This window comes from Bacillus sp. SH7-1 (assembly GCF_008042405.1).
Classification (GTDB): domain Bacteria; phylum Bacillota; class Bacilli; order Bacillales; family Bacillaceae_G; genus Bacillus_A; species Bacillus_A thuringiensis_N.
The window spans coordinates 198,251-211,980 of the sequence record NZ_QNUD01000007.1; the positions used below are offsets into that span (position 1 = coordinate 198,251).

Consider the following 13,730-nt stretch of genomic DNA (forward strand, 5'->3'; position numbering starts at 1 on the left):
ATAAATTGGATAATTAGTTTATGACGTTATTGTGTATTATTGAATATCATAATAACATAATGGAGGTGATGTTATATGGCTCTTACTACAGGACCAATTGAAAACGTAGGAAATCAACCTGCTAATGCAAATAGAGTTAGGGTGAAGATCCTTAATCGTACTGCTGGCCCACTTACTGGAGTAGCTAGAGTTTTTAGACTTGACGGTTCATTAGTATTAATTGAACAGGTAAACTTTAATGTGAATTCTAATGCTTCTACTATTGAAACCTTAAGTTTAGTTCATCCTACTTTTGGACAAGCACTTGAATATGAAGTTCAAATTGTTCCTAATCAACCTGGTGGACTATATAGTGTTTATGGGCTAACAGCTGAAAGTGTTATTATTACTGCACAACGTGTTGTGAACTCAGAATTGACACAGTTTCTTTAAGTAAAATAGATTGGTTCCTACATGGTATCCAATCTATGTTTGTACGTATTATTCAGAGAAAGAAAGGTTTTACACAAAAATAAAGACAGTTATGGAAAAAGGAAAAGTCGAGCTATCATCTTAATTTTTATTATTTCTGTCCTAAACGCTATCTTTTTTGTTGTATGGTTTTCTTTGAATGCTTTTTATTCAAACTGCTTTTTGAAGTATTTATCAAATATGCATTATTGCATAAATAAATTGAAATTTATAAGTTAACATTAAACTACTTTTAAATTGCAAAGAATATTTTAACAATCTTTACTAGAGAGGAATATTCCTTGTGAAAAGTAGATAAGCCAAAAGTGTGGAAATGATACAGACTCATTAGAGTTTTGTATTAAATAAAAAGAAAAGGGGTATGGGCTTCTAAAAGTTTTTTTGGGGTTAGAAAGTATTTTTTAGTTAATAGCTTCAAATTATATATTAAAGGGGAAATGGGTATATGAAGTTTCGAAATACAAAAATTGCTATGGTTACACTATCTTCATTTTTTATTTTAGGTTCTGCATCTCTATCATTCACAGATACTATACACGGTGAAGTAGCTTCTGCATCACCACAAGAGATTACTGTAAAAAGCTATGACGATACATATTATAATAATGCAATAGGAAAGACTGGTTTAGAATTAAAGAAGGAACTTCATAATATTATTGATGATCATACAAAGTTATCATACAGTGCGGTTTGGGAAGCGCTAAGAGATACTGATGAAGATCCGAATAATAAAAATAATGTGATACTCTTATATACGGGGCGTTCGCAAGGGAAACTTACGAATGGTTCAGGAGTTGATAACTGGAATCGAGAGCATGTTTGGGCAAAATCACACGGTGATTTTGGAACGACTGCAGGACCTGGAACAGATTTGCATCATTTAAGAGCGACGGATGTATCTGTAAATAGTTCACGTGGAAATCTGGATTTTGATAATGGTGGTGTGAATCATTCAGAAGCGACAGAATGTAAATATGATAGTGATTCTTGGGAACCTCGTGATAGTGTAAAAGGAGATATCGCTAGAATGCTATTTTACATGGCAGTTCGTTACGAGGGAGATAATGGTGAAATAGACTTAGAACTAAATGAAAAGGTGAATAACAATAAAGACCCATACATGGGCAAACTATCCGTTTTACTAAAATGGAATGAACAAGACCCGGTCGATGATTTAGAGAAAAAGCGTAATGAAGTGATTTTTACGAAATATCAACATAATCGTAATCCTTTCATTGATCATCCGGAATGGGTAAATAAAATTTGGAACTAAAATATTTAAAGGTATTTTATCTTGAGAAAAGGGATTAATCATTATGATTAATCCCTTTTTATATCTATACTAGAATAAGTGATTTTTATAGGATTGGAGAGGAAAATAGGATAGATATTTTATCAAGTTAAGTATAATACGCGTCTTTTAATACGGTCCCCACTCAATATTCACCCCAACAATAAGAAAAATAAGTCCAATGATAAACCAAATGAATGCAAGTGGAGCCATAAATCGAATCCATTTTCCGTAAGAAATGCCGCTCGCCGCGAGTACTCCCATTAAAACACCGGAAGTTGGATTGAGGCAGTTCACTACACCCTCGCCGAGCATAACAGCTTGTACTGTAACTTGGCGCGTAATGTGCATGAAATCGGCTAATGGAGCTAATATCGGAATGAAAATAACAGATTCACCTGTCCCTGATGAAATAAGGAAATGTAATGCGGCACTACTTACATACATACCGATAACGCCAAATACAGGGCTTTGTCCTTCGAGAGACTGGGCGAGCTGGTTAACGATTGTATCAAGTAATTTTCCTTGTTCTAAAATGACTGAAATACAGCGGGCCATTCCGACGATTAGAGCACCGTATATGAGATTTTGGCAGCCTGCTAGAAAAGTAGAAGCGATATCGTTTGCTTTCATACCACCTATTATTCCCGCTGTAATTGCGATGAAAATAAAAGTAGCGGTCATTTCTGCATCTGTCCAATGTAGACGAAAAGCGCCTATTAAAAATGCAATTAACGATAAAGCTGAAACGAGTAAAATTAATTTATGACGTATTGTCCAAGGAACTTCAGTTTTCTCTATTTCTTTCTCACTTGAAAGAGCATTACTTGGAAACCAATTATCTCCGAGTATGCTTCCTTTATTCGATTTTTTCAAGCGTTTTATATACCAATTAATATATTGAATGGTAGCCAATAAAAAAGAAATATAAATTGCCGTACGTAAACCAATTCCCGAAAACATCGGAAGTTCTGCGATTTTTTGTGAAATGCCTAAAGGTGAGGGAGATAAAATAGTAGCATTAAAACCAGCATAAGTGCCTAAATAAATAATTGCTACGCCAACGATAGCGTCCCATTTCAATGTGCGTGCCACGATGATGCCAATGGGTATAAAGCCGATAACCGAGTTAACGATAATACCAGTCGTTCCGAGAATAGAAAAAAGTGCGGCGACAATGCATATAAAAAGTAATTGCTGATTACGAAATTTGTTAATAACATGATAGATTAAACCGTCAAGAGCGCCTGTTTTTTCAAGAATGGCAATGGCACCACCGGTAAATAAAATTAAAAAGATGATCGGAGCAGCAAGTGTCATTCCTTTTTCAATAGCGGTAAAAAAAGAAACAAACCCTACCGGTGATTGCGGAACAGAATGGTAACTTCCTGGTATTGTCGTTGTAACAGTCCCGTTTGTCACTCTTTTAAATTCTCCAGCAGGAACGAAATAAGTAGCTATTGCACAAAGTAAAGCAATAAAAAATAGTAGTACGTACGCGTCAGGCATTTTAAACTTTCGTTTACTAGGCTGTTTTTTTGCCTCGGTTTGTAATTGCATAAAACTCCCTCCTTTTTTATTTAGTTAATTTTTAATATTCTGAAATTTATCTGTGAAATAGATTATAATAAAGGTGGCTTCTTAAGGCAATAGTTTTTCTGTCCTTTCACGCACATACAAATTATTGCAACATTAGACAGGGAAACGAGAATAATCAAAGAATATGTTATATAGAAAGAATAAGGAAAAGAGGGAAAAAAGATGTGGAAAACTACGGATCTATGTGATGAGTTTGAAAATGAATTGCAAATATGTCGCCAGTCTTTTCGGTCTTTTGGGAAGAAAGAACAATTCTACGGGAAAATTGCAACGGTAAAAGTGAAGGATGATAATGTACTAGTGAAGGAAGGATTACAAACATTACCAGAAGGAACGGTATTAGTTGTTGATGGGGGAGCGTCTACGAATTGTGCGTTACTCGGTGATAATTTGGCAGCTATTGCGGAGGAAAGAAAGCTAGCAGGAATTATTGTATATGGATACGTTCGTGATTCTAGTGAACTAAAGAATATAAATATAGGTATTTTAGCGTTAGGGACAATGCCGAATAGAAGTGTAAAAGAAGGGAAAGGAGAACGAAATATTTCATTGCAATTTGGGCAAGTTGAATGGAAGCCGAATGAATATGTGTATGTGGATGAAGATGGCGTCATTATTAGTGAAAAGAGTTTGCATCGTTAAAGGTTAGTACGTTACTATTCTTAGAAAATAAATCCAATAAAGCATGGACAAAATTCTATGTCAATAGTAAAATAATACAGAAATTTATAATTTACAGAATGTATAGGTTTATCGTTTTACGATAACTTAAATGGAAGTAAGTTGTGCCTAGAAAAGTGAATGTTATCACAATGATACGTTCATGAACAAAATTATTTTTCCTATACAAATATAGCCGCGAATGATGCGGGTAGGAGGTGTTGCACAGTTTGTTCGACACTTACAAAAAAAGAGTGTCAATTGCACGCCCTTGAAGGGCCTTTTTTTGTGTGAATAGTAGTAAGGGAGGAAATTTTGGGATGGCAATCTTTAAAAAATGGCTGCTTATGTCGTTAATGGCAGTTACACTTGTATTTGTTTCTTTTGCGAATACAGTACATATTACGTTTGCTGAAGGAAATACAGCAAAACTTGCAATTATAGGTGAATCACAAAAGGGCATTATGTTATGTCCGAAAGAAGAGCAAATTAAAGATGGGGAAACAGCTTTAAGTTTGCTGCAAAAAGTCATGGGGGACAAAGTAGAAGCTGAAACGATGTCGTTTGGAACGTATGTGAAAGGCATTGATGGGCTAATGGCCGGGGCTACAAGTGGCTGGCTGTATGATGTAAATGATAAATCTGCAGAAGTTGGAGCGGATAGTTATAAATTAAAATCTGGAGATGTTGTTGTTTTTCGCTTTGTTTCAGACTGGAGCAATATGAGCCAAGAAACATTACAACAAACATTAGATAAATTTGGTACTTGTAAAACGGTAGAAGAACCAAAGACAGATGATCCAAAACAAGAAAAACCAGAAGAACCAAAAACAGAAAACAAGAAAAGCCAGAAGAACCAAAGACGGATGATCCAAAACAAGAAAAGCCAGAAGAACCAAAAACAGATGATCCAAAACAAGAAAAGCCAGAAAAACCAAACACAGAACAAAAGACAGATGATCCAAAACAAGAAAAACCAGAAGAACCAAAAACAGATGATCCGAAACAAGAAAAGCCAGAAGAACCAAAGACGGATGATCCAAAACAAGAAAAGCCAGAAGAACCAAAAACAGATGATCCAAAACAAGAAAAGCCAGAAGAACCAAAGACGGATGATCCAAAACAAGAAAAACCAGAACAACCAAAACAAGAGAACATTCAAGTTCCAGCAGCACAAGTAAATGAAGCAATCTCTAAGACATCTGAAAAGATGTTACAAGATGGAATTGAAAGTGATTGGGTAGCATTAGGCCTTTCTCGTTCTGGAAAGAATGTGCCAATTGAGGCGAAATTAAATTATGTTAATGCAGTAACTGAAAAGGTAGAAAAGCGCATGAATCGTTTTTCAGCGACAGATTTAGCTAGAACGATTATTATGATGAATGCAATGAATGCAGACCCGAAAATGGTAGGCGAACATAATTTAGTTCAAAAATTGTACGAATCAGATAAAGTAAATTCTGTTACAGGTTATACATTTGCTTTACTTGCATTTGATACGAAGAAATATGAAGTTCCAGTGAATTCAAAATGGAATCGAGTTGCTTTAGTAGAGGCACTTATAAACGCGCAACATACGGATGGCGGCTGGACTTACGATAGTGCAAGCAGTAAAGATAGTGCTAGTAGTGTTGATGTAACAGGTATGGTTTTATCAGCGTTAGCTCCTTATCAAGACCGAGCAGATGTGAAACCAGCTGTGCAAAAAGCTGTTGCATACTTATATAATGAACAACTAGAAAATGGTGGTTTCTCTGCTGATGGACAAGAAAATTCTAATAGTGCTGCACAAGCAATTATTGGATTATCACTTGTGAAAGATGTAGATCAAAACCGTCTACATAAGGCAGTGCAAAATCTATTATCATATCAACTTCCAAATGGTGAATTTAAATGGTTACCAGGCGATCAAAACGGTAGCGGAATGGCAACAGAGCAAGCGTTATTAGCTTTACTTCAGTTTAAAGACCTTGGAAAATCGATTTATGACTGGTCAACTGAATCTGTTACTGAAATTAATCCAAAGCCAAATGTAGATTCAGAAAATATTGTAGTAGAAAAAGAAGTTACTGAACAACCACAAGAACAAAAACAAGTACAACAAGAAACAAAAGATGACAATTTAAAAGTTGTTGTCGATAATGAACCGGTTAAAAATAAAAAGTCTGGAAACGGTAGCACACTACCGAAAACAGGAGCATCTTCTCATAGTGCAGCTACAGAAGTAGGTATGGGTGTATTATGTATTGCTTCTGCATATGTATTATGGAGACGTAAAGCAGCTTAACAAAAATTAGGAGCAATCATTTGCTCCTAATTTTATTATGAAAGGTGAGAGACAACATGAGTAAGATGAAGTGGTTTATTTCTTTCATGCTTTCACTTGGGCTACTTGCCGGATGTGAAGAGGCAGCTGTAAAGCCTGAGAAGAAAGTAGAACCAAAGCAAGAAGAGGTAGCAAAACAAGAAGAGAAAAAAGATGAAGCGAAGCCGGAAGAAAAACCGGAGGAAAAACAAGCTGAACAAGAGCAAAATAAGCAAGAAGAGCAGAAAGAGAAACAAGAACAAAAAGTAGAAGAAAAGTCGAAAGAAGACAAGACGCAGGCACAGCCGGAAGTAAAGAAAGAAGAGAAACAGCAGGAACAATCGAAAGAACAACCAGCTGTAAATAAGCAACCAGAACAACAAAAAGCACAAGAAGAGAAGCAACAGCAACCGAAAGCGCAAGAAGTAAACGAAGAAGCGAAGGTTGTGAATCAGCCGAAAGAAACACCGAAGCAGGAGCAAAAGGTTGATCCGAATAAAGAGGAGAAAACGATACCGACTCCGCACGTCCCAAATTCTGAACAACGAAAACCAGACCCAGTTCCACCACCAAAACCACAAGCAAAACAAGTTACAATCTCAGTAAAAGGTAATGAAGGATATTTATTAGGTGCGAAAAAGGTTGATGTACAAGAAGGCGATACTGTGTATAAAGTATTGCAGCGTACAGGTTTAGATGTTGATGCAATGGGCTCTAAAGATGGAGTTTATGTAAAAGGTATTAATGATTTATATGAAAAAGATATTACCGCTACTAGTGGATGGAAATATCGTCTGAACGGTGCATTCCCAAACCATAGTGCAGGTGTAGTTACAGTAAAACCAGGTGATACAATCGAGTGGGTGTTTGTATTAAAATAAGAAAGGCATTCGGTAAAGGACTATGAAAATAAGTTTTTCTTCTTTACATCCTTTTGTGAATTTTTTCTATTATATTGGGGTGATGATACTATGTATGATGTGTCTTCATCCTCTTTTTTTAATTGGGGCAATACTATTAATTGTTATGTTAAATGTGATGCAAGGGAATAGCGAAAAGATAAGAAAGATGTTACCGAGCACAATCGTTTTCTTTTTTATGGTCATTTTATTTAATTCGTTATTCACGCATAGGGGCCGAACTACGTTATTTTGGTTAGGTGATAGCCGTATTAAACTTGAGGCAATTATGTTTGGAGTAGTAATGGGGTTATTACTAGTTGCGATTATGTTTACGTTTGCTTCGTATAATGATATTATTTCAAGTCATAAATTTTTATATTTGTTTTCTAGAATTTCACCGAAAGTAGCATTGTTAACGATGATTACAGTAAGGTTTGTTCCTTTGTTTATGAGACGATTACAGAAAATAACACTCGTCCAAAAAACGAAAGGTGTACAAGTAGATGCAGGTTCCATTGTTGAACGCGTGAAAAATGGTATGCAATTGCTTCAAGTATTATTAATTTGTTCATTAGAAGATGCACTGCAAACGGCAGATTCTATGCAAGCTCGTGGATTTGGTGTAACGAAGCGTACGACATATATTCGGTATAGAATGGAAAGACGCGATTGGTACACGCTCAGTTATTTAAGTATTCTATTTATAATTGCTATTATATGTAGTACGTATGGCGGAGGAAAGTTAATCATTTATCCGAAAGTCGAATCGATTTTATTTCAGCAATACGATGGGATGATGTTTGTCGTATTTACGATGTTTATTAGTTTACCAATCATAATGGAAGGAAGGGAATGGATATGGTGGCGCATGCAGAAATAAACAATTTATCATTTGTATATGCTGATGAAAACGAAAAAGCGTTACAGCATATTTCTCTTTCTATTCAAAAAGGAGAGTTTATTGCACTTGCTGGAGGATCAGGATCCGGTAAGACGACTTTATTAAAACATTTTAAAAAGGAATTACTTCCAATCGGTAAGCGTACTGGGGATACATATTATGATGGTACTTTATTAGAAAATGTACCGGATTTGTTATCTGCTCAAGAAATTGGCATGGTATTTCAAAATCCAGAAAACCAGCTCGTAATGGATACAGTAATTCAAGAATTAGCATTTTCTTTAGAAAATATCGGATTACCATCTCATATTATTCAAAAGAGAATAGCTGAACTTATTAGTTTCTTAGGGTTTCAAGATTTATTGCATCAATCTGTTCATACGTTATCTGGCGGGCAGAAGCAACTTGTTAATTTAGCTGCAGTATTAGTGATGCAGCCGAAACTATTATTATTAGACGAACCGACGGCGCAGTTAGATCCAATTGCTGCGAAAGAGTTTTTAGGATTGTTAAAACGTATTAATGAAGAGCTTGGAATTACGATAGTATTAAGTGAACATCGTTTAGATGAAGTAATTCCGCTTGCAACACGCGTTATTTGTATGAATAATGGCCGAATCGTGTATGATGGTAGTCCAAAAACAGTTATAGCGAATATGTGGGAAGTTGAAAAGTTCCGTCCATTTATTCCGCAAATTCCAAGATTATTTTTAGAGTGGAATGCGAAAGATATTCCGTTTACAGTGCGAGAAGCACAAATGAAAATGAATGATTTTTCAGCGATATCATATGTAAATGAGCCAATAGCACAAAGGGAAAAGCAAGAAGTCATTTTAAGTGCAGAGCATATTTCGTTCCAATATGAAAAAAATAGTTCGCTTATTTTACGAGATTTAACAGTTTCGATTGAAAAAGGGAAATGGGTGGCTCTCGTTGGAAAAAATGGTACGGGTAAGTCTACACTGTTAACGATTTTAGCTGGATTACAAAAAGCGAGAAGAGGGAAAGTAAAGTGGAATGGGAAAGTGATACATAAAATTGATTCGAAAGAACGATTTAAAAGGATCGGGTATGTATCACAGCATCCATATTATCATTTTACATTTGATACAGTGTGGGATGAGGTTTATGAACGAGCGCGTGAATTATACGGAGAACAAGGAAAAGAAATAGCAGAAGATACGCTAAAACAGTTTTGGTTGTATTCGCTTAAAGAGCGCCATCCGCATGATTGTAGCGGGGGAGAGCAACAACTACTTGCATTATGTACAACGTTATTATCAAAGCCGACTTTATTATTACTGGATGAACCGACAAAAGGATTAGATCCGTGGAAGAAAGAAAGAGTAGGAGAGCTATTTAGGAAGTTGCAAAAGGAAGGCACAACAATTGTAATGGCAACGCATGATATTGAATTTGCGGCGAAATACGTGGATCAATGTATGATGTTATTTGACGGAGCAGTTATTATGAATGATGCACCGAAAGAATTTTTTAGTGGTAACTTCTTTTATACAACATCTATTAACCGATTTATTCGAAAAGAATTGCCATATGCATTAACGTGGGAGGATGTGTACGAAGCGTGTCCAAACGATATGTTGCATTCATAATATGTATTTTTGCAGTAATAGTAGGCACATTACTCTTTACTACACTGATCATGGATGGGTATTACCTGTTAAGTAGTTTGTTTTTATTAGTTGTTATTATGTTACCTTTCTATATCCGTTTTGAAAGGAAGGCATTTGTTTCACGTGAAATTGTTCTCGTTGCCGTATTAGCGGCAATTGCAGCAGTGAGCCGCGTGCCATTTTCTATTTTACCGAGTGTACAACCGACTTCTTTTGTCATTATCGTTTCTGCAATTGTGTTTGGAAGCGAAACTGGATTTATGATCGGGGCAACAGCGGCTATCGTATCTAACATTTTTTTAGGACAAGGTCCGTGGACGCCGTGGCAAATGTTTTCATGGGGTATGATTGGTTTTATAGCAGGCTTACTTCGCAATACATTTTTAATGAAAAAGTTATGGGGAAGACTACTATATGGGTTCTTCGTGGGCTTTTTATTTGGCTGGATCATGAATTTCTGGGGGCTTCTCGGTTTTATACGTGAAGCAACGTGGGAAGCTGTCATTTCATATTATATAGCAAGTTTTTATTTCGATTTGAGCCATGCGATTTCGAATGTTGTGTTCTTACTATTATTTAGTACTTCTTGGATTACGATTCTTACAAGATTTAAAAGGAAATACGGCATATTAGATAAGCATAACATGGCATAGAAAAGCATACTCATATAAGGTAGGGTCGCGACTTACATATTCGTTTGCCTCTTTCATGCTTCTTACATATTGTAAGGAGCATTTTTTATTTGTCAAAAAATCGATTCAATATATATCCGTTGTTATATAAAATTATTCGTATAATAGTAGGTGAGAACTATTTTCAAAAGGGAGGTGTATAGTTAATGAAGTTAGTTATTCCGAAGCAACATGGTGCATGGGCCATGCTTGTTATACCATTTCTATTAAGTGTTATTCTTGGGAAACCTACTATGTATCATATTCCATTGTTTTTAGCTTGGTTCTTTATCTATTTAGCTACGTATCCATTTCTTATATACATAAAACAAAAAAGAAAAAAAGACTATTTACATGCTTCAATTGTATATTTTATTATTGCGTCCGTATTTGGGATGATTTCTCTATTATATGAATGGCGCATTCTTTTATTCATAGCAGTCATGATTCCCTTATTTATAGTAAATATGTATTACGCTCGTCAAAAGAATGAAAGAGCATTACTAAATGACATTAGTGCAATTATTGTTTTCTGTATAGGTGGTGTAGTTAGTTATTATTTTTCAATGAAGCTTATAGATAAAACAGCATTATTTATTGCGCTTATTTCATTTTTATATTTTTTAGGAAGTACGTTTTATGTGAAAACGATGATTCGTGAGAAAAATAATCCGAAGTATCGTTTTATATCTTGGGGTTATCATATCGTGTTAACGATCATCGTATTTGCTATCAATCCATGGTGTTCACTTATTTTTATACCAAGTGTCATTCGAGCGATTATATTGTATGGCAAGAAAATTTCAATTATAAAAGTAGGGATTTTAGAAATTGTTAATTCTGTATATTTTTTAATTATAACGGCAATAATTATGGAGTATGCCATTTGAAAAAGCTTCCCATCAATTGATGGGAAGTTTTTTCAATCTTTTTCTAAAATGTGAACGGTGTAATCGCAGCGTTGAATAGCTTGTTCGATCGCATAAAGGGATTGCTCAATACGAGCGCGATTAAAATCTTTTTCAACAGTCTGTAATGCTTCTTCTAAACAATGTTTTGCTTCTTGTAATGATTGAAAAGAATCTTGTACATATCCGCGAGCATTTTGATGCATTTCATAATCCTCCTTGAATACTCATATATGTATAGTATGAACAGTAAAGAAGAAAATATAATTCGTTATATTTGTTTGACAATTGAAATGAAATTACGTATAGTAAGAATTAAGTGAATATTTTCTTATCCAGAGAGGTGGAGGGACTGGCCCGATGAAACCCAGCAACCGCGATGCAGGTGCTAATTCCAGCAGAACATATTTGTTCTGGGAGATAAGACGAAGATATATACGTAACTTCTTCTTATCGGAGAGGTTTTTTTGTTGCAAAAAAACCGATTACGAAAATTTATATTAAGAAGAAAGGGGTTGCGCATTACTGTGACACTCGAAAAATACGTAAAACTGCGTAGTACAGTTTATGAATATATGATAGAGCAAGATAAGCCGATATCATTGTTAGATATTCAAGAACATATCGTTTCGCATCATGAAGGAAAATTCACGAAAAAGATGTTACATCAATTTTATTTATCAAGGCTATTAGATGAACTGAAACTGGATGGGAAAATTACATTAGCTGATGAATATCTGTATACTGAAAAAGGGGTATTTTATAAGGCGAGAAAGGGGAGCTAAGCTCTCTTTTTTTTGAAGTATGTAGAGTAAAAGACTGCTAAAGCAGCCTGATACAGGGAATGGTGTTGAGTGTGTAGTGTCAAAGATTGAATGTGCCTGAAAGAGGCACTTCATATCGGCTGCAAATGAAAAGAGACACCTCCGCCGAATAGGTGTCAGTCGTTTTGTCATATAGACTTGCTATTTGACAGTTATTAGAATAACATGCAGTGGTTGTGGAAGTCAAAAGGGAATTAAAGGAAGAGGTGCTATTATGTACGCTTACTTATTACATGATATAACGAAATGGATTCCTAAGTACATTATAGATAAAGGTTATGAATATTATGAAGAAGGACATGTAGAAGATGTTGAAATACAAGACAAAAAAATATTTGCTTTCGTTACTGGAAATGCGGGAAACTATGAAGTAATTATTAATCTCGAAGATTTTACAGAAAGTAGCTGTGAGTGTCCGTATGAGAATCTTTGCAAGCATATGGCGGCAGTTGTTTATGATATTCAAGATGCTGGTGAGAGTAAGGTGAAAGAGAAACTGAAAGATTTAGAAAAGGAAGAGTTACTCACAGTATTAAATCGTTTGTTGCAAAGTTCGAAAAACGTGCAAATTGTAGAGAAGATGTTAAAGAAGGGGAAACTTTAACTTATAGAGGGAGTTGTTTGGCAGTGAATGTACTAATTGTATACGCTCATCCTAGTCCTTCAAGTTTTAACGCAGCAATTTTAAAGCATGTACAAAACGGACTACAGGAAACAAATCATTCAGTTACGGTACTTGATTTATACAAAGAACAATTTGATCCAGTCCTTGTTTTTAATGAAGAGAAGAAAAGGCGTGATTTAGTAAATGAAGAAGAAACAGCTCGGTACAGAACGTTAGTGGAAGAAGCGGATACTCTTCTCTTCATTTATCCAATATGGTGGTGGGGGATGCCAGCTATTTTAAAAGGGTTTATTGATCGCATTTTTGTAGCTGGATTTGCTTATAAATATGAAGGTGCCCTGCCGAAAGGATTATTGAAAGGTAAGAAGGCGTGGGTAATTAATACATTAGACTCACCGTTGTGGTATGTCGCACTATTATATCGATCCGCAGATTGGATTATGATGAAGAGAGGTGTTTTACGTTTTTGCGGCATCCACGATATAAAACGGTCAGTTTTTCAATCTGTGAAAACGAGTAAACGAGAGAAGCGGGAAAAGTGGTTATTACAAATAGAAGAAAAGGCTCGTACATTATGAATGAAATCGATCGTATTATAAACTGTTGTGGGTATGATGACGAACTTTTTCGAACGTATATTACATGTTTACTTCAATTGAAAAAATGTAGTGAAACATTTCAGCAAATTCAAATACAATTAAGAAATGACTACTTGATAAGAGGAATTTGTGAAAGAGAAGTGGATGAAGTAGTAAGGGGAAGTAAGGAGTATGAAATGCATTTTCTTCCTAAAGCGTTACAGTGGGATTTCTTGAGGGGAAATCCGCATCTAATTGAAAAAGTATGTGAACATTTTTTTGCATGTGAGGCATTACATCTTACGGATATAGAGTGGAAGAAGATTATAAAATGCGTGGGAAATAAATGATTTATTATGTA

General features: G+C 35.3%; 14 protein-coding genes, 2 pseudogenes and 1 riboswitch. Of the genes and pseudogenes, 14 read left to right on the plus strand and 2 right to left on the minus strand.

The window, feature by feature from the left end; genetic code table 11:
* Positions 1 to 75 precede the first annotated feature (75 nt).
* Both DN390_RS07330 and DN390_RS07335 read left to right on the plus strand, forming a co-directional pair.
* The gene (locus tag DN390_RS07330) at positions 76 to 432 is read left to right on the plus strand and encodes an ATPase (protein WP_147806985.1); all 357 of its coding nucleotides are present in this window, start codon (positions 76 to 78) and stop codon (positions 430 to 432) included.
* Positions 433 to 916: 484 nt separating this feature from the next.
* Positions 917 to 1,744, plus strand: a complete 828-nt coding sequence (locus DN390_RS07335) for an endonuclease I family protein (protein ID WP_147806986.1) — start codon at positions 917 to 919, stop codon at positions 1,742 to 1,744.
* A 147-nt stretch (positions 1,745 to 1,891) separates the two neighbouring features.
* Here the strand turns inward: DN390_RS07335 and DN390_RS07340 are convergent, their stop codons facing one another.
* Positions 1,892 to 3,322, minus strand: a complete 1,431-nt coding sequence (locus DN390_RS07340) for a YfcC family protein (protein WP_147806987.1) — start codon at positions 3,320 to 3,322, stop codon at positions 1,892 to 1,894.
* A gap of 201 nt (positions 3,323 to 3,523) precedes the next feature.
* On the opposite strand from DN390_RS07340, the gene rraA reads away from it, so the two are divergent.
* The 8 genes and pseudogenes from rraA (at position 3,524) to DN390_RS07375 (ending at position 11,324) form a co-directional block, all read left to right on the plus strand.
* Positions 3,524 to 4,003 (plus strand): ribonuclease E activity regulator RraA, encoded by a 480-nt coding sequence (gene rraA / locus DN390_RS07345; RefSeq protein ID WP_000266066.1) that lies wholly within the window; start codon positions 3,524 to 3,526, stop codon positions 4,001 to 4,003.
* A 338-nt stretch (positions 4,004 to 4,341) separates the two neighbouring features.
* Positions 4,342 to 4,809: pseudogene (locus tag DN390_RS31595) on the plus strand (DUF4430 domain-containing protein); the annotation flags it as partial.
* Between the two features lie 155 nt (positions 4,810 to 4,964).
* Positions 4,965 to 6,308: pseudogene (locus DN390_RS07350) on the plus strand (prenyltransferase/squalene oxidase repeat-containing protein); the annotation flags it as partial.
* A 56-nt stretch (positions 6,309 to 6,364) separates the two neighbouring features.
* On the plus strand, positions 6,365 to 7,207 hold the full coding sequence (locus DN390_RS07355; RefSeq protein ID WP_147806988.1) for a DUF4430 domain-containing protein: 843 nt from the start codon (positions 6,365 to 6,367) through the stop codon (positions 7,205 to 7,207).
* Positions 7,208 to 7,229: 22 nt separating this feature from the next.
* Positions 7,230 to 8,108, plus strand: coding sequence for an energy-coupling factor transporter transmembrane component T (locus tag DN390_RS07360; RefSeq protein ID WP_147806989.1), 879 nt, complete (start codon positions 7,230 to 7,232; stop codon positions 8,106 to 8,108).
* Entirely contained in the window at positions 8,081 to 9,742 is a 1,662-nt protein-coding gene (locus tag DN390_RS07365) for an ABC transporter ATP-binding protein (RefSeq protein ID WP_147806990.1), read from the plus strand. Before DN390_RS07360 ends, DN390_RS07365 begins: the two co-directional genes overlap by 28 nt.
* Positions 9,715 to 10,416: an ECF transporter S component gene (locus tag DN390_RS07370; RefSeq protein WP_147806991.1), complete on the plus strand. Its 702-nt coding sequence runs from the start codon at positions 9,715 to 9,717 to the stop codon at positions 10,414 to 10,416. The genes DN390_RS07365 and DN390_RS07370 overlap by 28 nt, the downstream gene beginning before the upstream one ends.
* Positions 10,417 to 10,601: 185 nt before the next feature.
* Positions 10,602 to 11,324 (plus strand): YwiC-like family protein, encoded by a 723-nt coding sequence (locus tag DN390_RS07375; protein WP_147806992.1) that lies wholly within the window; start codon positions 10,602 to 10,604, stop codon positions 11,322 to 11,324.
* 32 nt (positions 11,325 to 11,356) lie between these two features.
* Here the strand turns inward: DN390_RS07375 and DN390_RS07380 are convergent, their stop codons facing one another.
* Entirely contained in the window at positions 11,357 to 11,548 is a 192-nt protein-coding gene (locus DN390_RS07380) for a hypothetical protein (protein ID WP_060631564.1), read from the minus strand.
* A 122-nt stretch (positions 11,549 to 11,670) separates the two neighbouring features.
* A riboswitch (SAM riboswitch) is annotated at positions 11,671 to 11,769 on the plus strand.
* Positions 11,770 to 11,809: 40 nt separating this feature from the next.
* On the opposite strand from DN390_RS07380, the gene DN390_RS07385 reads away from it, so the two are divergent.
* The 4 genes from DN390_RS07385 (at position 11,810) to DN390_RS07400 (ending at position 13,719) form a co-directional block, all read left to right on the plus strand.
* Complete coding sequence (locus DN390_RS07385) at positions 11,810 to 12,127, plus strand: hypothetical protein (protein ID WP_060631563.1); 318 nt, start codon at positions 11,810 to 11,812, stop codon at positions 12,125 to 12,127.
* A gap of 253 nt (positions 12,128 to 12,380) precedes the next feature.
* The gene (locus tag DN390_RS07390) at positions 12,381 to 12,770 is read left to right on the plus strand and encodes an SWIM zinc finger family protein (protein ID WP_060631562.1); all 390 of its coding nucleotides are present in this window, start codon (positions 12,381 to 12,383) and stop codon (positions 12,768 to 12,770) included.
* Positions 12,771 to 12,793: 23 nt separating this feature from the next.
* A complete protein-coding gene (locus DN390_RS07395) occupies positions 12,794 to 13,369 on the plus strand; it encodes an NAD(P)H-dependent oxidoreductase (RefSeq protein ID WP_060633156.1) in 576 nt (191 codons plus the stop codon).
* Positions 13,366 to 13,719, plus strand: coding sequence for a group-specific protein (locus DN390_RS07400; protein WP_147806993.1), 354 nt, complete (start codon positions 13,366 to 13,368; stop codon positions 13,717 to 13,719). The genes DN390_RS07395 and DN390_RS07400 overlap by 4 nt, the downstream gene beginning before the upstream one ends.
* Positions 13,720 to 13,730 lie beyond the last annotated feature (11 nt).